17 protein-coding genes and 6 pseudogenes are annotated in these 18610 nt (G+C 49.4%); 16 read left to right on the top strand and 7 right to left on the bottom strand.

The window, feature by feature from the left end; translation table 11 throughout:
- Positions 1–2 precede the first annotated feature (2 nt).
- From iucD to KB892_RS28470, 9 genes and pseudogenes are all read left to right on the top strand, one after another.
- A pseudogene (gene iucD, locus KB892_RS28510) lies at positions 3–1336 on the top strand (NADPH-dependent L-lysine N(6)-monooxygenase).
- Positions 1337–1361: 25 nt separating this feature from the next.
- The gene (gene iutA, locus KB892_RS28505) at positions 1362–3563 is read left to right on the top strand and encodes a ferric aerobactin receptor IutA (RefSeq protein WP_004213924.1); all 2202 of its coding nucleotides are present in this window, start codon (positions 1362–1364) and stop codon (positions 3561–3563) included.
- Positions 3564–4229: 666 nt separating this feature from the next.
- Positions 4230–4490: a YdgH/BhsA/McbA-like domain containing protein gene (locus KB892_RS28500; RefSeq protein WP_004213925.1), complete on the top strand. Its 261-nt coding sequence runs from the start codon at positions 4230–4232 to the stop codon at positions 4488–4490.
- Positions 4491–4531: 41 nt separating this feature from the next.
- Positions 4532–5092 (top strand): TetR/AcrR family transcriptional regulator, encoded by a 561-nt coding sequence (locus KB892_RS28495; RefSeq protein WP_004213927.1) that lies wholly within the window; start codon positions 4532–4534, stop codon positions 5090–5092.
- A gap of 37 nt (positions 5093–5129) precedes the next feature.
- Complete coding sequence (locus tag KB892_RS28490) at positions 5130–5558, top strand: DUF417 family protein (protein WP_004902152.1); 429 nt, start codon at positions 5130–5132, stop codon at positions 5556–5558.
- 83 nt (positions 5559–5641) lie between these two features.
- Positions 5642–5917: a carboxymuconolactone decarboxylase family protein gene (locus KB892_RS28485; RefSeq protein ID WP_004213932.1), complete on the top strand. Its 276-nt coding sequence runs from the start codon at positions 5642–5644 to the stop codon at positions 5915–5917.
- 62 nt (positions 5918–5979) lie between these two features.
- On the top strand, positions 5980–6471 hold the full coding sequence (locus KB892_RS28480) for a DM13 domain-containing protein (RefSeq protein ID WP_011251327.1): 492 nt from the start codon (positions 5980–5982) through the stop codon (positions 6469–6471).
- A 48-nt stretch (positions 6472–6519) separates the two neighbouring features.
- Complete coding sequence (locus KB892_RS28475; protein WP_004213934.1) at positions 6520–7440, top strand: YdgH/BhsA/McbA family protein; 921 nt, start codon at positions 6520–6522, stop codon at positions 7438–7440.
- A gap of 90 nt (positions 7441–7530) precedes the next feature.
- Positions 7531–8015 (top strand): annotated as a pseudogene (locus KB892_RS28470) (GAF domain-containing protein); the annotation flags it as partial.
- A 436-nt stretch (positions 8016–8451) separates the two neighbouring features.
- Here the strand turns inward: KB892_RS28470 and rmpA2 are convergent.
- Positions 8452–9086 (bottom strand): annotated as a pseudogene (rmpA2, locus tag KB892_RS28465) (mucoid phenotype regulator RmpA2).
- Positions 9087–9508: 422 nt separating this feature from the next.
- Here rmpA2 and KB892_RS28460 point away from each other — a divergent pair.
- Positions 9509–9816 (top strand): annotated as a pseudogene (locus tag KB892_RS28460) (transposase); the annotation flags it as partial.
- Positions 9806–10222, top strand: a pseudogene (locus KB892_RS31580) (restriction endonuclease); the annotation flags it as partial. The pseudogenes KB892_RS28460 and KB892_RS31580, both read left to right, overlap by 11 nt.
- A gap of 13 nt (positions 10223–10235) precedes the next feature.
- On the opposite strand, the gene KB892_RS28450 reads toward KB892_RS31580, so the two are convergent.
- Both KB892_RS28450 and vapB read right to left on the bottom strand, forming a co-directional pair.
- Positions 10236–10679, bottom strand: a complete 444-nt coding sequence (locus tag KB892_RS28450) for a type II toxin-antitoxin system VapC family toxin (RefSeq protein WP_004213072.1) — start codon at positions 10677–10679, stop codon at positions 10236–10238.
- Positions 10676–10906: a type II toxin-antitoxin system VapB family antitoxin gene (gene vapB / locus KB892_RS28445; RefSeq protein WP_004213073.1), complete on the bottom strand. Its 231-nt coding sequence runs from the start codon at positions 10904–10906 to the stop codon at positions 10676–10678. The genes KB892_RS28450 and vapB overlap by 4 nt, the downstream gene beginning before the upstream one ends.
- A 607-nt stretch (positions 10907–11513) precedes the next feature.
- Between vapB and KB892_RS28440 the strand changes: the two genes are divergently transcribed.
- Positions 11514–12647: a DUF3800 domain-containing protein gene (locus tag KB892_RS28440; RefSeq protein WP_004213075.1), complete on the top strand. Its 1134-nt coding sequence runs from the start codon at positions 11514–11516 to the stop codon at positions 12645–12647.
- Between the two features lie 15 nt (positions 12648–12662).
- Positions 12663–12956, top strand: a complete 294-nt coding sequence (locus KB892_RS28435) for a hypothetical protein (protein ID WP_004213076.1) — start codon at positions 12663–12665, stop codon at positions 12954–12956.
- Here the strand turns inward: KB892_RS28435 and KB892_RS28430 are convergent.
- Positions 12946–13152, bottom strand: a complete 207-nt coding sequence (locus KB892_RS28430) for a hypothetical protein (RefSeq protein WP_004213077.1) — start codon at positions 13150–13152, stop codon at positions 12946–12948. The two genes, KB892_RS28435 and KB892_RS28430, sit on opposite strands and share 11 nt — an antisense overlap.
- 351 nt (positions 13153–13503) lie before the next feature.
- Between KB892_RS28430 and KB892_RS28425 the strand changes: the two genes are divergently transcribed.
- Positions 13504–13794 carry a hypothetical protein gene (locus KB892_RS28425; RefSeq protein WP_004213078.1) on the top strand — a complete coding sequence of 97 codons (291 nt, stop codon included), beginning with the start codon at positions 13504–13506 and terminating at the stop codon, positions 13792–13794.
- Positions 13784–14683, top strand: coding sequence for a TIR domain-containing protein (locus tag KB892_RS28420; RefSeq protein WP_004225022.1), 900 nt, complete (start codon positions 13784–13786; stop codon positions 14681–14683). The genes KB892_RS28425 and KB892_RS28420 overlap by 11 nt, the downstream gene beginning before the upstream one ends.
- 48 nt (positions 14684–14731) lie before the next feature.
- Here KB892_RS28420 and KB892_RS28415 read toward each other — a convergent pair whose 3' ends face one another.
- Together KB892_RS28415 and pifC are read right to left on the bottom strand one after the other, a co-directional pair.
- Positions 14732–16957: a KAP family P-loop NTPase fold protein gene (locus KB892_RS28415; RefSeq protein WP_004215174.1), complete on the bottom strand. Its 2226-nt coding sequence runs from the start codon at positions 16955–16957 to the stop codon at positions 14732–14734.
- 1 nt (position 16958) lies between these two features.
- Positions 16959–17867, bottom strand: a pseudogene (gene pifC / locus KB892_RS28410) (transcriptional repressor PifC); the annotation flags it as partial.
- A gap of 77 nt (positions 17868–17944) precedes the next feature.
- On the opposite strand from pifC, the gene KB892_RS28405 reads away from it, so the two are divergent.
- A complete protein-coding gene (locus KB892_RS28405; RefSeq protein WP_004225020.1) occupies positions 17945–18127 on the top strand; it encodes a hypothetical protein in 183 nt (60 codons plus the stop codon).
- A gap of 18 nt (positions 18128–18145) precedes the next feature.
- On the opposite strand, the gene KB892_RS28400 is transcribed toward KB892_RS28405, so the two are convergent.
- Entirely contained in the window at positions 18146–18607 is a 462-nt protein-coding gene (locus tag KB892_RS28400; RefSeq protein WP_004215188.1) for an Lrp/AsnC family transcriptional regulator, read from the bottom strand.
- Positions 18608–18610 lie beyond the last annotated feature (3 nt).

Genomic DNA, 18610 nt, shown 5'->3' with positions numbered 1-18610 from the left:
TCATGACAAACACTGTAGATTTTATTGGCATAGGCATCGGCCCGTTCAACCTGAGCATCGCGGCGCTGTCTCATCAGGCAGAAGGATTAAGCAGCCGCTTCTTTGACGGCCGCCCGCATTTTGCCTGGCATCCCGGCATGCTGGTGCCGGACTGCCATATGCAGACCATGTTCCTGAAAGATCTGGTTAGCGCTGTGGCTCCCACAAGCCCGTACAGCTTTGTTAATTATCTGGTGAAGCGCAAAAAATTCTACCGCTTCCTGACCACCGAACTGCGTACCGTATCCCGCGATGAGTTTTCCGACTACCTGCGCTGGGCCGCCGAAGGGATGAACAATCTGCATTTCAATCATACCGTTGAGAGTATTGATTTCGACGAGAGACACCAGCGGTTTGTGGTGCAGACCAGCCAGGGCGAAAGCGTTGCCCGCAATATCTGCCTTGGCATTGGCAAGCAACCGCACCTGCCGCCTTGCGTAAAAACGGCGACGCAAACCTGCTTCCACGCCAGTGAAATGAGCCTGCGCCGGCCAGACCTCGGCGGCAAGCGAGTCAGCGTGGTTGGCGGCGGGCAAAGCGGCGCCGACCTGTTTCTCAATGCGCTACGCGGAGAATGGGGCGACGTTGCAGAGATCAGTTGGGTCTCGCGCCGCAATAACTTTAACGCGCTGGATGAGGCGGCGTTCGCCAACGAATACTTCACGCCTGAGTACGTTTCAGGCTTCGTCGGTCTGAATGAACGCGCGCGCCAGAAGATGCTCGACGAGCAGAAAATGACCTCCGACGGCATCACGGCCGACTCGCTACTGACCATTTATCGCGAGTTGTATCATCGCTTCGAGGTACTGAGGCAACCGCGTAACGCCCGTCTGCTGCCAAGCCGCTCGGTCACCGGGCTGGAAAGTCGCGGCCAGAGCTGGCAACTGCTGCTGGAGCATCATCTGGATAACGGCTATGACACACTGGAAAGCGACGTGGTGATTTTCGCCACCGGATACCGTCCCGCGCTGCCGCAGATTCTTTCACCGCTGATGTCGCGAATCGCCATGCGCGATGAGTGCAATTTCAAAGTACGCGACGACTTCACCCTGGAGTGGAACGGCCCGAAAGAGAACAACATCTTCGCGGTCAACGCCAGTATGCAAACCCATGGCATCGCCGAACCCCAGCTCAGCCTGATGGCATGGAGATCTGCACGTATTCTTAATCGTGTAATGGGACGTGATTTATTCGATCTCAGTATGCCGCCCGCCCTGATTCAGTGGCGCAGCGGCACCTAGGGAAAACGCAGCCGGAGGCTGCTTCTTTAACTCGCTACACAGCATCTTTGGGCTGATTTTTTCCGCCCGTGTGGAGGAATAATGATGATAAGCAAAAAGTATACGCTTTGGGCTCTCAACCCACTGCTTCTTACCATGATGGCGCCAGCAGTCGCTCAACAAACCGATGATGAAACGTTCGTGGTGTCTGCCAACCGCAGCAATCGCACCGTAGCGGAGATGGCGCAAACCACCTGGGTTATCGAAAACGCCGAACTGGAACAGCAGATTCAGGGCGGCAAAGAGCTTAAAGACGCACTGGCTCAGCTGATCCCTGGCCTTGACGTCAGCAGCCGAAGCCGCACCAACTACGGTATGAATGTGCGTGGCCGCCCTCTGGTCGTGCTGGTTGACGGCGTACGTCTCAACTCTTCACGTACCGACAGCCGACAACTGGACTCTATAGATCCTTTTAATATCGACCGTATTGAAGTGATCTCCGGTGCGACGTCCCTGTACGGCGGCGGCAGTACCGGTGGCCTGATCAACATCGTGACCAAAAAAGGCCAGCCGGAAACCATAATGGAGTTTGAGGCTGGCACCAAAAGTGGCTTTAGCAGCAGTAAAGATCACGATGAACGCATTGCCGGAGCTGTCTCCGGCGGAAATGAGCATATTTCCGGACGTCTTTCCGTGGCATATCAGAAATTTGGCGGCTGGTTTGACGGTAACGGCGATGCCACCCTGCTTGATAACACCCAGACCGGCCTGCAGTACTCCGATCGGCTGGACATCATGGGAACTGGTACGCTGAACATCGATGAATCCCGGCAGCTTCAGTTGATCACACAGTACTATAAAAGCCAGGGCGACGACGATTACGGGCTTAATCTCGGGAAAGGCTTCTCTGCCATCAGAGGGACCAGCACGCCATTCGTCAGTAACGGGCTGAATTCCGACCGTATTCCCGGCACTGAGCGGCATTTGATCAGCCTGCAGTACTCTGACAGCGCTTTCCTGGGACAGGAGCTGGTCGGTCAGGTTTACTACCGCGATGAGTCGTTGCGATTCTACCCGTTCCCGACGGTAAATGCGAACAAACAGGTGACGGCTTTCTCTTCGTCACAGCAGGACACCGACCAGTACGGCATGAAACTGACTCTGAACAGCAAACCGATGGACGGCTGGCAAATCACCTGGGGGCTGGATGCTGATCATGAGCGCTTTACCTCCAACCAGATGTTCTTCGACCTGGCTCAGGCAAGCGCTTCCGGAGGGCTGAACAACAAGAAGATTTACACCACCGGGCGCTATCCGTCGTATGACATCACCAACCTAGCGGCCTTCCTGCAATCAGGCTATGACATCAATAATCTCTTTACCCTCAACGGTGGCGTACGCTATCAGTACACTGAAAACAAGATTGATGATTTCATCGGCTACGCGCAGCAACGGCAGATTGCCGCCGGGAAGGCTACATCCGCCGACGCCATTCCTGGCGGCTCAGTCGATTACGACAACTTCCTGTTCAACGCCGGTCTGCTGATGCACATCACCGAACGCCAGCAGGCATGGCTCAACTTCTCCCAGGGCGTGGAGCTGCCGGACCCGGGTAAATACTATGGTCGCGGCATCTATGGTGCTGCAGTGAACGGCCATCTTCCTCTAACAAAGAGTGTGAACGTCAGCGACAGCAAGCTGGAAGGCGTGAAAGTCGATTCTTATGAGCTGGGCTGGCGCTTTACTGGCAATAATCTGCGCACCCAAATCGCGGCCTACTATTCGATTTCTGATAAGAGCGTGGTGGCGAATAAAGATCTGACCATCAGCGTGGTGGACGACAAACGCCGTATTTACGGCGTGGAAGGTGCGGTGGACTACCTGATTCCTGATACTGACTGGAGTACCGGAGTGAACTTCAACGTGCTGAAAACTGAGTCGAAAGTGAACGGTACCTGGCAGAAATACGATGTGAAGACAGCAAGCCCATCAAAAGCGACAGCCTACATTGGCTGGGCACCGGACCCGTGGAGTCTGCGCGTGCAGAGCACCACCTCCTTTGACGTGAGCGACGCGCAGGGCTACAAGGTCGATGGCTATACCACCGTGGATCTGCTCGGCAGTTATCAGCTTCCGGTGGGTACACTCAGCTTCAGCATTGAAAACCTCTTCGACCGTGACTACACCACTGTCTGGGGGCAGCGTGCACCACTGTACTACAGCCCGGGTTACGGCCCAGCGTCACTGTACGACTACAAAGGCAGGGGCCGAACCTTTGGTCTGAACTACTCTGTGCTGTTCTGACCGGTATTCCTTTACAACAAAGGTACGCTGATATCAACATGGCCGCTGACAGCCAAGTTGATATCATATAATACACGACATAATCTGTAGTCAGGGAGGATAGACTCTTTACTGACTACAGATTAAGATTATGTCGTATTCCGTGCTCATTTCCTCAAAAAAATACAAGAAAAGAATTAGTATTCTAACAAAAAGTGAAATAAATTGTATCAAACTCCCTCTTTTAATCCTGTTGAGTAAATCAGCTTTTGCAATAGGATTGAAAGAGTGTGAGTGGAATCTCTTCCGGATACTCGTTACCACCGTGGCTAGAATATCTACGGCTGCGGGCCAGTAATAGATTAAGTGATAACAGCTGTCTGGAAATGTAGGGGCGTATCCACTAATCATAATGGGGTTCTACGCCGGAACCGCCGAAATTTCCGTCACTGCCAGTGAAACCTCTTTTCCATCCACGAATCCGTTACCTGTAACACTGACTGACATCGTGTGATATTCAGGATGTTACTGGTAAGTTGAGCCAGTCATGCTTTTTTTAGTTTTGGAAAAAAGCAATAAAAACAAATGAATATATCTCATCCCTCTTATTTTTTATAAATATTCCTTGCCTACCTATCTATTGATAGGTAGGATGCAGGTATACTTAATCACCAGGAGAGATCGTCCATGAAACGCATTATCCATACCACCGTTGCCGCACTTGCTCTTACCCTGGCCAGCTACGCAGCCGCCGCAGATGAAATTAACCGTCAGGACGCTGCGGGTCTGATGCCGTCAGGCCATATTTCTGCCGGCAATCTGTCAACGCTAGACGAAGTGACCGCTGCGCTTAAAGCCAGAGTAGAGCAGGCCGGGGCCTCTTACTTCCGTATCACTTCGCTTGACGGTAAAAATAAATTTTACGGAACCGCCGTTATCTACCGCTAAGGTACGTATACAGTGCCCTTCATACATAACAGGAAAATGCGGTGTCTACTTACGACAAAATACTTCGCCTGACGGATACCTTAATTCAGCAACGCGGATTTCTGGGTTTCAGCTATGCCGACCTGGAAAAAGAGATTGGTATCAGAAAAGCCAGTATCCACCACCATTTTCCCGGGAAAACCGATCTGGGTTTGGCCTACTGCGAATACAAAACAGGGGTGTTTAGTCAGCTTGATGCCGCCCTCCATGATATTCCTCCGGGGGTACAACGCCTCAGGGCGTATCTCGACGCGTTTGCCGGCTGTGCAGAGAGAGAGGAAATGTGCGGCGTTTACGCCATGCTGTCGGACAGTCACCAGTTCTCCTCTGAACTGCAGAAAGCTGTCAGCTGCCTGGCACAGACGGAGATGCTAATACTGAAAAACGTCCTTGCTTCCGGGCAGAAAAGCGGCGAGCTCAGGTCTGTCGTCCCTCCTGATGAGCTTGCCATCATTGTCTGCTCCGCACTGAAGGGCGCGCTGATGCTGAACCGGATCCCTCCTCATGATGCCTATACCGGTGCCGTTGACGCTTTAATGATGATGCTTGATGCCCGTACCTGATTTCTGACAGGGCATAGTTTTTTGCCTGGAGAATAGAATGAAAAATTTTTTCAAAAGTTTTATCCGCTCAGACAACGACATGGTTATTCTTCGCCTGTCGGTTATCACGATATTTATGTTGTTCGGGACCTATAAATGGTTTGATTTTGAAGTGATGGCCCTCGAACCTATTATTTCCTCAACATGGCTGAATATCCTGTATATCCTCTTTGGTGTCCACGGGGGGAGCTACTTCCTCGGCGTAATGGAAACGCTTACCTTTCTGGCACTGATTATCGGTTTCTTCAGACCTGCTGCCGGCGTGCTGGGGGATATCATCGTTATCGTCACAGGTATCACCACACTGAGTTTGCTGCCACAACTGGGGAAAATTGACAGCTTCATCATAAAAGATGTTCTGTTAATCGGTGCCGGTGCTGTCCTGCTGAAACATGACCTGAAAAGATATTTAACTATCAGGGCCTGAAAGCCCTCCCTGTAACCCAAAGGAAAAATTATGAACATGAACTGGAATGAATAAAGAAAAAACCTAAAAATGTCGGCTCACTCGTGACTGAGATCCCTGAACCCCTGAAGGTCTATCAGACTATCGCTGAATTTGCCAATCGTCAGGGCGTGCTGGACCAGAAAACACAGGAGCTGATTTCCCTGGCGGTCGCCGTAACGACCCGGTGCGACGGCTGCATCAGTATTCACTCACAGGCGGCCCTGAAAGCCGGTGCATCCAGAGAAGAAATCGCCGCTGCGCTGGCCGTGGCTGTTTCCCTGAACGCGGGCGCCGCAGTAGTTTATTCATCACATGTGATGGAAGCCATAAATCAGTAAAGCATATATAATGAAGTATATAACGATGGCAGGTAAGCTGTTATCAACTCATGGAGGAAAAAATGAAGACCAGACTTAAAGTTATCCTGCTAATTTCACACCTGGCTGTTCTGGGAGCGGGTACCGGCCTGGGGATTTATCTGCTGCCGATACTGACTGCCCAGGAAAATGCTTCGCTGAACGAAATCAACGATGTGCGGAAGCTGGCAAAATATAAGGGTGATTTTAAACGTAATCAGAAAGGCAGCGATGTTCTTCACTGGGCAGAGGGCGAGCTTTACGTTACCGATAACGAAATCGCCTTCAAAGGTGAAGTAGCGCCCGGGCCGGATTACAAAATCTATCTGACGAAAAAACAGGCGGTAGATAAGAGTTCTTTTCTGGAAATGAAAAAAGAGGCCGTGCTGATTGGAGAACTCAAAAACTTTGGTAATTTCAGAAAGAGTATTCCTGACAGTGTTAACGTCAATGAATTCACCACCGTTCAGATATGGTGTGAACGGTTCTCCAAATTTATTGGCTCTGCTGAATACCGGCATGAGGCCGGACAATAATCATCTGTGGTTCTGTTTTATGAGTAATCACTACAAGGAAACTTAAATATGTTAAAGAAAACCGTTATAACCAGCGCTGTTGTGTCTGCCCTGTTACTCTCATCCTCCGGTATTGCGGCCGCCGTCGCCGGCGATAAATCCGGCGCGCAAACGCCAGCAGCCAGCCGGCTCGTCATGTCGTCAGATTCTTACGGCGAAATTATTGGGCAATTCAACAGCCCTGACGGGGCGGTCGTGGGGGCCACTTTGCCTGGCAAAAGTGTTTCATTCAGCATTCCGGTGAAGAAACATCACGGACAGTATCTGCATTTTGCCTTCATGCATGCCGCCTCTGCGTCAGAAGGCTGGTTCTTTGCCCCGGCGTCAGAACAGGGGATTAATCTCACAGGTCTGATGACTGAGGACGGGAAACCGGTAGACATAACGGAACAGATTGCTCTTTTCCGGGCTCCTGCTGCAGACCAGCTTGTGAAAGTTACAGCAGATAGTGGAAAACTCAGGCTCGGGGCTGCAGCGAAGTTTATGACGGCAAAACTGACCCGTCATAATGGTATGTTTGTCATCAGCATTAAAAATATTTCTGAAGGAGACTACGAAACACCATTTTCCTCCGGTGTGTGGGGCGTGACAGGAACCGCAGTCCGAAGTTTCGACCATGAACCTTCTTCAGCCTTATCAAAACTGGCCACCACAGGGCACAGAGGCGAATTGTATAAACTTGCTCAGAAAAAAATACCAGAACAAAATAACGCACTTTCAATGGAGCTGACCAGAGGTGCCATTAAAATGGCCGAAGAACAGATGGCAGGTCATAAAAAAATAGGTAGCATCAGCGGAACTGCGCCAACTCAGGGAGAACTGGAGAAGAAATTTGCCATGGCTGCGGCGCAAATGGGGGCCAGATATTACGTTATCACCGGCCTCAGTAATAACAACTATGCCTTTGGTAACGCTGATATCTACGAATAACTAAAACGCTTTATTATGCAGTGAACGTTATCCCCCATCCTTGAGGGGCAAGGGGATAACGTTCAGGATTATCGCCACCGGGAATAACAGATGAACACCGATTTTTCTTACAGAGATTTATTTCGTGACTTAAGTTCGCTAATGGCGGGAGAAACCAGCTTTGTTACCATGATGGCTAACACCAGCTCGCTGCTGTATAACCGTATGGAGAATATAATTTTATGTGCTGGAGAAGGATATCCTTGTTCTTGGACCATTCCAGGGGGAACATTGCCTGCGCCCGAATTCCGGTAGGCTCCGGCGTTTGCGGGACGGCAGTTGCAGAGGAACGGATCCTGTGCATAAATAATGTCCATAGTTTTAATGGTCATATTGTCTGTGATACAGCCAGTAACTCGGAAATCGTTTTACCTGTCCGGATTAATAATACCGTCGTTGGTGCTCTGGACATAGACAGCCCCGCATTTTCCCGTTTTTCATCAGAGGACGAACTGTGATTAAATAAACTGGCAGTACAATTCGGTAAAATGGCTGAATTAACCGATTATCTTAAAATTGTCTCTTTTTTAGATGGCTATACTCTTTTATCGAAAATTTATGATTCACACCATCTAATAAAAATATTGTGTTTGAGTCTGGTAGGTATGCATGTATATCACTGTTTGATATTAGACAAAGATAATATTGGATGTCCGGAAAATACATTTCATTCCTGCAAAGAAGTAAGTGTTTTCGGTAACGATATACAATCTCATAGTGTTCTTACCTTTAATGCATCCTTATATATCAACTAAAACTGTCATTAATTATATATGATTATTATATTATTTATTGAGTGTGAGACGTTTTATGGTGATTATTTTTTTTGCGCCTCCTTCTTCTTGATAGGAATATGTTTCTCAACCTCCTTCTTTGAGCTATGTAAGAATAAAAATTATAAATTGACAAATAAAATAGAAAAAGAATTATAAATATAATGGATGGATAGTTCACCTCCTCCTCCCTTTTTATCTAGGTATTTGATGTGCACCATTTTTCATCAGTTATTTCTTTATTTAAGTTGTAAAGATACATAAATCTTATGAATCTTTTACAACCAAATTTTCTTGTTATTTTACATCTGTGACACGATAGTGTTTTCTCTTCAATTTTTAGACGGCTTTTTAATTCATGGATGCCCTCCCTCCTGGAGAGTAAGCATTGTAGAATGATTTGTTCTTTTTTTGTTAGTTGTGGGTAATGATTTCCAATCCGGCTAACATTTTTCTTTAAGTATGCATAATATAGCTCTTCAATGTTTTTTTTAAATTTCCTTGCATGTTGACATAGATGTCATAATCACACCCTTTAGGATAAAACTTCTCCCCCCCCGAAATGTCAAGCCACATCCATTGACTTATCATATTTAATGTTTTCCTTAACATTTTATAACCATCCCATTTCCCTGAATAAAAAATCCGGCTATCAACCAATACTCTTATATTTCTTTTCTGCTTAATAACTATTGGTTTATCCATCGAGCCTTCATACGTAATATAAACCAGAGGTAGTCCAGTTAACTGCTTTAGGCCGAAATAAAAATAATAATCATCAGTTAACACTAATGTAACATCCTTATTGCACATAAAGTAAATATATTTTTCCATTGAAACACCAGTTTCATTATCTAATGATGCCTCCAGTAATTTATCTATTCAATTATAAATGTATTTCTTTTTAAAGCAACATAATACCATTTTACATGAAACATAATGTTTACAGTTTCATGATGAATTATTATTCATTTTATGTGCTTAATAAGGTTTGTGTTTGTGTTTGTGTTTGCATGGTAGTAACAAATTGATTTTACTTTGAAAAAATAAATAAAGCATTTCCCTGTGTGATTAAGAATTCATAAAAAAGAATTGGGTATTTGTTTATTTAGGAATTATTTTAATAATACCCTCTTTTGAAATAATTATCACGATAATTTTATTAAAAACAACAATACCCTTGGGGATTAGATTAATCTTACCCACCAATAGTGGACACAGGACTAAGTGAGTAAACTCTCAACCAGAGGTGACTCATGACAAAACCAGTATCAATCAGCAAGAAGCCCCGTAAACAACATACGCCTGAATTTCGTAACGAAGCCCTGAAACTCGCTGAACGCATCGGTGTGGCCGCCGCAGCCCGTGAACTCAACCTGTACGAATCTCAGCTTTATGCCTGGCGCAGTAAACAGCAGCAACAAATGAGTTCGTCAGAGCGCGAAAGCGAACTGGCCGCTGAAAATGTCCGCCTTAAACGACAACTGGCGGAGCAGGCTGAGGAACTGGCCATCCTCCAAAAGGCCGCGACATACTTCGCGAAGCGCCTGAATTTCAGTATCTTTAAGCTTTCCCCCCGCTCGTCATTCCGTAACCCGGGCGAGCAGATTGACGGCAGCTTCCGGCTGAATGATGACTTTTACCTGTTGGAAGCTAAGTGGCATCAGAACAGAACGCCAGCGGCAGATTTGCACGTATTCGAAGGAAAACTCAGCACCAAGGCAAAGTGGGCCCGGGGCGTGTTCATCAGATGGATGGGGTTTACTGATGAAGGTCTGACGGCCTTCGGGAAAGGAAAACGGGTGATCTGTGTCAGCGGTTATGATCTTTACCATTCACTCAGTCATGGTATCGCTCTGCCCGACCTTCTGGACGCAAAACTCCGACACGCAGCGGAAACAGGGGAACCTTATGCCCAGTTCGACAGGCTTTACACTCTTAAGGGCATAATAAGCGGCACGCCGAAATAACCTGCATGGTAATTCAAGAAATTACCCTGCAGAGAGCGGCTTTCTTCACCCAGTCTTCCAGCACCAGACCCGGCACCCGCTCAAACTCTCTCACATTGTTCGTCACTAGGACGGCGCCGGCCGCGATAGCGTGCCCAGCAATGGCCGTGTCGTTCGGGCCGATCGGCGTCCCGGCGAGGCGCAGCGCCACCCGGATGTCCGTCGTGGCGTCCACCGCGGCCCGGTCCCAGGGCAGGATGGCATCGAGGCGCGCGCAGAACGCGTCGACCAGCTGAATATGGCGCGGCGAGGCCTTCGGGCCGGTGGCGCCGAAGCGCATCTCGGCATACGTCACGGCCGAGACCACGATGCGATCACCGCGCAGCACCGCCTGTTCCAGGCGCTTCAGCACCGCTGCCGGCTGCTCGCGCATGATGAACGAGCAGATGTTAGTGTCGAGCATCCAGGTTTTCTTCATGGCTCAAAGCGTCCTTCATCGCTGACCACATCCTCACGCTCCGCCATAAAGTCCGGAGCGGCCCTGTCCAGCTGCGCGAACGAGCCCCAGGTCGGCCGGACGGGACGCAGAATGATGCTGTCCCCTTCCCGGACGATCTCCAGCTCGCTGACGCCGTCAAAATCCAGGTCCCGGGGCAGACGGATGGCGCGGTTATTGCCGTTTTTAAATATCGAAACTGTGCGCATGGATGTTCCTCCAACTGATCATGCATGATGTGTGAGTGCATATGTGCAGTATATGCCTGCCAGATTGGTTTGTATAGGTGTCGCATATGCAGATGACTGGCATATGCGTATGTCTGCCCTATGCAGATGCGCGGAATATGGATATGCTGTGCATATCCTGTTTTCTCATTTCTCCACCGCAGATCCGAAAAATACCACAGCTGGAGGTGGCTGTTTGAACCTGCGATTCAGTGAGATAACAGGAACTGACGGCCGGTCAGCGGGTAAACGCCTTCAGAAAAAGTCACCCTGGGCGAGAAAATGGAAGTGGGGAAAATGGCATGAAGGAATTAAATAACCAATTAAAATCAGATAAATAGTGGGTTTTCGTGCCTTGAATCGGGCGAAATTTAATGTTTTCGGAAGTGAGAGGTTGCCTGATAATGGCATCAGGCAGCTGCCGACCGGTGATATGGTGATTTACAATAATGCCGGACAGTACCTGATTTGCGCGATCTATTAAACCTGGCACCGGGCTGACAGTCTTTAATTGAGCGACCTGCAGGCCTCTATATAGTTTTATCCCTCGTCCGGCGTCATACCGGAGCCACTGATACAGGATGTCCTGATGCACTTTTATGTTGATGAAACCGGCCATACCGGACCGAACCTTTTTGACAGCACTCAGCCGATACTGTCCTACGGCGTGCTGTCCTCACCCGATGATCTCGATACTGTCGCGGAGCCTGCCCTCGCTGCGCTGCGTAAAAAAATGGGGGTGGTGCGACTGCACGCCGCCGAACTGGGTATGCACCGCCTGGATAACGTCATCGATACGTTACTGGTTCTGCAGAAAAAGCACCGTATCCGCTTTGATATCTGGCAGGTGGTCAAACGCGATCACGCCATCATTTCCTTCTTCGATCAGGTGTTTGACCAGGGGATGAATCCGGTGGTGCCCTGGACGGCCTACTGGACCCCGCTTCGCTATCCCCTGCTGATAAATCTGGCCCGGCTGTTTGATGATGAGCTAGCGGAAAAAGCCTGGCGCGCCCGTCTGGAAGCCCACGATGGCCGGTCGGCGGCGTTGTTGGGGGAAGTCTGCAGCGTACTGCTTTCACGTGTCGGGATGCTGGGCGATCCCCGTTTCATTGAAATTGTGACTGATGCGCTGTCGTGGGCAATGGCCCACTTTGATGAACTCAGCTACAACTGCAAAACCAATAAAGAAAAACTGCAGATCATGCCAAACATGATTGGCTTTCAGTCCGTGCTTCATGGGATCTGCCACCGGCTAGGCGCTCCCAACCGCAAGGCCCGCATCATTGTTGATCAGCAATCGCAGTTCAACACCACCCAGCGGGAGTTGAGCGTATTTTATCGTCAGATTCGCGCTCAGCCATGGGAGCTGGGGCCAGGTCTGCCGGTGATGGACATGAAAAACATGCCAGAGCAACCGCTGGTCTTCCAGTCTGGTACGCAGAGCGCCGGACTGGAACTGGTTGATCTCTATCTGTGGATCTTCAAACGCTTTATGGAAGGTAAAGAACTAACCCGGCCGCTGACACGCCTGGTTTATACCAACCGGCATACCTCTATCACCTCCAGCGTGTCACTGGACGCGATCGGCAAACAGTTTAAAGCGTTCATGGAGACCCTGCCGGAGCCAACGGCGGACATGTTGCAAAAAGGGCGTGAACTTCAGGCCCGGGAAGAAGCCCGCCGTCTGCAGCACCGGGTTCCCGGTTTCACTAGCATCTGACCGGCGGGTAGCACGATGGAAAATCAGGAGCACCTGACGCTGATCCACTCGCTGATCAAAACCCACGCCTTCAACGGTTATACCCTAGTCAGCACGAAGTACTGGCAGACGCCCTCGGTCAGTGACATTTCCGTGGTCCGGGGGCTGATCCCCCTGACTGACCTGGAGCTGGCCCACCGGCTGGCGGTGGACCCACGAACTATCCGCAAATGGAAATCCGGTCAGACACAGATGGTGTTCACCACCTGGTGCTGTCTGTGCTGGCTGGCCGGGCTGGGCATGCCGCTGGATAACGAAATCAGCGACTGAAGACGCGACGGTAGATACGGCGGAAAATATACCGGCGGTAATATCGCCAGCTGCATGTCCAGATATAGGGAAGCTCGTCAAAGTGGGTTAAGAACCAGGTGAGGCTCCGGTACGCTACGACAACGGCCCAGATGAACTTACCGATGGCGATGAGGGTGAGGATGACAGTAAATACTGCTGCGATAAATGTAGACATAGTGTTCTCCTTTATGTCCGGGTTGATGTGCAGGTATTTACTGTTGACGAGTGGACTTAAAGGCCGCTTTTCCGCAAAAAGTGAAAATAAATTCGTTTTTCGCCTTTTATTGCCGTTATGTATTGAATAAGACAGAACCTTTGTTGATTACGCATTAATGCCGTTTTTGCAATAATTTTTCACTTTATTTCTTATTTTGTTCGCAATGTCTCTGTTTCGTTCCTCAGATCCGAAAAAAGGTAGTTCCGGATCTCAGTAAAATCGTATGAATTTTGAGTTGTCTCCACTCCTTCCCTTTTTCAAAATGTTATCTATAACTGGCTGAGGAACTTCACTGCTGCGGAGGCTAATTTGGGCGTAAAAATTACAGGTATAGATAAATTGCAGAAACAATTGAAAGAAGTTGAGGAAGCGGCTGAAACCCTTAACGGTAGTTATCCGGTAAGTTTTGATGCAAACGATCCTGTCAGCATTGAAACTGCGATTCAGGAAGCGTACAGCATGTTGGAGGAGCGAGCCTCACGGTATGCCGCTAATCCGATGATTAGTCCCATGATCGAGGCCATGAAAGAGGATTTGCGTCAGCAAATTCTGGATAGTGCCGAACAGCAAAGACAGGAGAACGGGCAGGATGGCAATTGACATTTTTCAGTCACTCAAAAATTGTGTGTATGATTTGCAGCGTGCTGATGCACAGAACTATCAGCAACCACTGAAACAACTGGCCCGGCTCCTGAACGACGGTAATCTACAGGCTGTTAACGAACGCCTGACATGTGATGTCGATCTTGACGCCTTTCTGGCGAAAAGTCATGAAACCGAATCCAGTATGGCCGGCTCCGCCATCCTGCAGTGGCCTGAAGAACCGCGTGAAATTTTAGGCCTGAAGCTTTTGTTAATCAGGAAAATGTCCGTTAACGATAATTTCGCATTCAATTTTTGCCACACGTTTTTCTATGACCGAAAAATTATTGAATCTGTCCGTAAGTTCACATCCTCGTTACTGGTAACTTTTGTTCGCGACTACCAGCTGTATGTTGAGAATGAATCCGATCCTGATCCGGTAGTAATACGTCAGGTCTCGCGCAAAATTTTTATTGTTCACGGCCATGATAATGATGCCCTTCAGTCTGTTGCCCGCTTTATATCCCGGATAGGGCTGGAGGAAATCATTCTCTCTGAACGTCCTGATGGCTCAAGGACTGTAATCGAGAAATTTGAAGCGGAGTCAGGAGATGTCAGCTTTGCCATAGTGCTGATGACACCCGACGACAGTGGAAATGCCCTGGCATCTGAAAACACACGACTGCGTGCACGCCAGAATGTCCTGTATGAACTGGGATATTTCGCGGGTAAGCTTGGGCGCGGGAAAGTGCTGGTACTAAGGAAGGGAGATATCGAAATACCTTCCGATCTCGCGGGCGTACTCTATACCGAGCTTGATGAGCATGGTGGATGGAAACGCAAGCTGCTGAGTGAGCTGACGTATGCCGGTGTTCCTTTTGACAAGGAAAAAGCGTTAAGCGCCTGATCCACTTATTGAGTAATAAAAAGGCCGCCAGGCGGCCTTTTTATCAGATCAGTCGTCATTTCCCAGTGCACTTTTGAGTTCTTCCTGCTCCGGCGTCAGCTCGTTGCCGGACAGCATAACCTTCAGCTTCTCTTCGACTGCTGACCAGTCATCAAAGAACGGACTGACCTGGTCACGCGCAATCCGGCGATATGCCCCTCTGTGAGAGCTGAAGACACTGGTCTGTAATCGTATCAACAGGTTAACGAGGCCTTCATCAGTGGCAGTTACTTCTCTGACCCATTGCTTCACGGCTTCATCTGAACTCATGTCTCTCCAGGCGTAGAGATACCCGAGAATTGACTGGCGCAGGAGAAGTTGTTGCTTAAGTTCTGGCTGACTCATGCGTTCAGCAAATCTGTCACGCAACCGTTCCGTAATATCGCGACTGAAAAGAGCGTCTGAAGGGGAAGGTACTGCATTTTGAGCAAGACCGTGTTCCCAGATAAGATCCCGCATAAAATCGGCTATCCAGAACGGCGAAGCGCCAGTAACAATCAGCTTTTCCATCTGCGTGACTGTTCTGGTCTCATCAATATTCTGCATATGCTTCAGCAGATGCCGTACAACCTGATTAATGCCAGTTTCACGCAGGGAAAACCATGTGTTACGGATCCGGAAGCGAGTGCTGACCTCATCCGTGTGATCGAAGAAAAACTGAATCAACCCAGCACACTCTTCGAAATTACGTTCCTTAATCAGCCCCGGTGTCAGCCTGCTTAGTATATGTTCGAACCAGGTTCCGGACAGACTACCCACACTGTTGATTTTTGAAAGGAGCTTTTCAGAGAGCTGCTGCTGGTTTTCCGGTACGCCTGCCTGCTTAAAAAGCTCATTAAAGAAATCAGTGGGCAGAACATTCTGGGGTGAGGAGAAGGCATAATAATATCGCCAGTGCGTCAGACTGCTGAGTCGTTTACCGGTCGTCTGGATATGACGAAAATCCTCACTGACGGGCTCAAAGAGATTCAGATGTGCATCATCATGTCCGCTGATACCGGGGAGCCAGTCTGCAAGCGTCAGAAACGAGTCTGCATTGGATGCCCTGAACGTCTTCATAGACCTTATAAGCTCCTCCCGGAAGTCTGCCTTTTCTCGGTCAGAAAGCATGCCCTGGCCGGTTTCAATCACGGACCGTTCTGTCAGGTAATGCTCTGTCCAGTCATACAGGGCCGGGTTTGTCACCCGGATAAGCTGGAGTAGGCACAAATCAGGGAAATACACAAAATCCCGCATCCCCGGATACAGAAAAATCAGGGAATTAATCGCCTGATGGATCTCCCGTGGCGTCGAAAGTGCGCCACCATACGTATCCGTCACCGCGGCGAGATCCCCTGACATTCCAGAGTCTGGCGGTTGATTATTAATTTGCTGATACAGCGCCTCAGCCCGCTGGCGAAATTCATTGCGTAAATCAAAGGCTTCAGGCCGGGGTAATTTAAAACTGAGCTGAATGATTTTCTGCAGGTAACGGCTGCCATCTTCTATATTCAGCGCATACTCAACGGCATGAGTGATAATCTGCCTGTCATAACAGAGAATATGGGTAAAGCGGGGCAGATCGGCTACAGCCCTCACCAGTCTGAACACTTCAGCAATCTGGGAAGGTTCAAGTCGATCAAGGTCATCCATAACGACGATGAATTTCAGATCCAGAGTAACCAGTTGTTTCGCAATTTCAGCCCGCAGTTTTGTTGTCGTTTTTTGATCAACTGCGAGACGACTCTCGGTAAATACTTTTATCCCGCCTGCTATCCAGTTAATGATGCTGGAAAACTGCCCGATATACTGAACCAGCGGAAGAACGCGCGATGAAGTATCCTGAGCATACTCAATCACTTTCTGAGCTTCTGGTGACAACAGATATTTACGCCAGAACTTTTTGAAGCCCTTCGGAGGATAGCGTTTTTCCATTTCCTGCTGAATAACCGTGGCAACAGGAAGAAAGAGCGCTTCAACCGGATCACTGCCACTCAGCCATGGGGAAACATGCAGTACATGCGTGTGTCCATCCTTGTGCTGAAAAAGACTTTTCAGTATCAGATTCAGAAGGCTTGTTTTACCTGAGCCCCATGCTCCTTCAATTCCGATCACATTTGAAGCTTCCTGTGGAAGGGAAAGAATGGATCGGGAGATATTTTCTGCAATATTTCTGAAGCCATATCGATCCTCAGGTACATTCTCAACTGCCGCATCAAGCCCTTTCTGGTTCCACAGTTGCCTCAGTATTTTCATATTACAGATCTCCGTAAAGGCCGCGCAGCCCGGTCAGGGCCTCCGCCAGCGTACCTTCCGCACATCGCGTGGTAAGCTCCCGGACCAGCGTCTCAAAGGCCTCCGCCGGTAAAAAAATCCGCAGGCCGTCGATACCGAAAAATCCCTCTTTTGATACATGCCCGGGCGGGGAGAACATCACACGCGCCCCTTGGTGACCGTGCGCCAGGGCTTCCGGATGGCGGGAATACAGCGTGAACAGGCCCAGCAGTTCGTAGAACGCCTCCCAGCCGTACGGCACCACGAAGTCCTGGCCGGTGATCAGCAGGTGCAGACGGGGCGTGGTGTACCAGGCCCCCGGGCGTTCTCCGGGGGGCTGGCCGTCAATGCGGATATCAAGGCGCAGGGTGCCGGCCCCGATGGTTTCCGTTACGGCAGAAATAACCGGGCGCAGCTCCTGCGCCAGAGCGGTGGCCTTCTGTTCTGTCCAGCCCAGCCCGCGCAGGACCAGAGGGAATATGGTCTTCAGCCGCGGCAGGGTGAAAATTTCAGACAGGTTAGCGTCGGGAATGTCAGCCAGCTCAAAACAGTCGCTCTCCAGCGGACGCAAAAGATGCTCGGCATACATCTGATCCACGACCGGGCGCAGCGCTGCCCGGAACCGGTCAAACTCTTCCATCCAGTTTTCGCCGGCCAGGCGGAAGATCCCCTTCAGGTAGTGGTCATCCACCGGACGGTCATGCTCCACCTGCCAGGCCAGCAGGTCACGGGTGATGTCGAGCAGCGTGCCCAGGGCCGGCAGGGTTGCCAGCCTGTTATGCCCGCGCAGGAAGGCCTCCCTGGTATGAACCAGCATAAAGCGCAGCTCGTCGCGGGAGAGCACTGACGTGCCGAAGGTCTGGCCGAGAATGATATGCCGGTACACAAAGCGTTATTGTCGTCTCAGCACAATTCACACGCGTCGTGTACGCTAAGCCTTCATTTTGCTCAGCACAGGACCGCGATCTTATGTTGGTGACTATGACAGACAAAGAACTCAGTCGGATCAACATCATTCAGTCAGTTATTGAAAAGCGCATGCGTCGTCGCGATGCTGCTCATCAGCTTGCTTTGACCGAATGTCAGACACAGCGTTTGATTGATGATCAGCACTACAGTGAGTCCATAAAACGGTCGTTTTATGGAGACTGACAATTAATTGCGAAACCATTAACTAGGTAATGGAAGTTGAGTGGTGTATTTTATTTCCTCCATGGAAAAACTGGATGTTACATCACTCAATCCGCTTACTGAGCTGACCAGCTTTTTGTAAAAACTATCGTAACCCTTCATATCTGAAACCACTACCTGAAGAAGATAATCATATTCTCCCGTGGTACGGAAAAAAGTCATCACTTCTGGCATACTATTGACCTGCGAAACGAAATGTTTATACCAGTCATGGCTGTGGTTTTGTGTTTTTATCATCACGAAGGCTGTAAGCGACAAGTTAAGCTTATCCTTACTCAACAGAGCAACCCGACCAGTGATGATCCCCTCATCTTCAAGACGTTTTATGCGCTTCCAGCAAGGATTCGGCGTTAAATCGACAGCCGCTGCCAGGTCCTGTAGACACAGTGTACAGTCATGTTGTAACAGCCTGAGCAGCTCCTTATCTTTCTTATCCAGCATAAC

Origin of the sequence: Klebsiella sp. P1927 (genome assembly GCF_018204675.1) — a bacterium.
In the GTDB taxonomy this organism is placed as follows: Bacteria; Pseudomonadota; Gammaproteobacteria; order Enterobacterales; family Enterobacteriaceae; genus Klebsiella; species Klebsiella pneumoniae.
The sequence above is the reverse complement of the archived record's forward strand: the minus strand, read 5'-3'. Positions and strand labels throughout refer to the sequence as shown.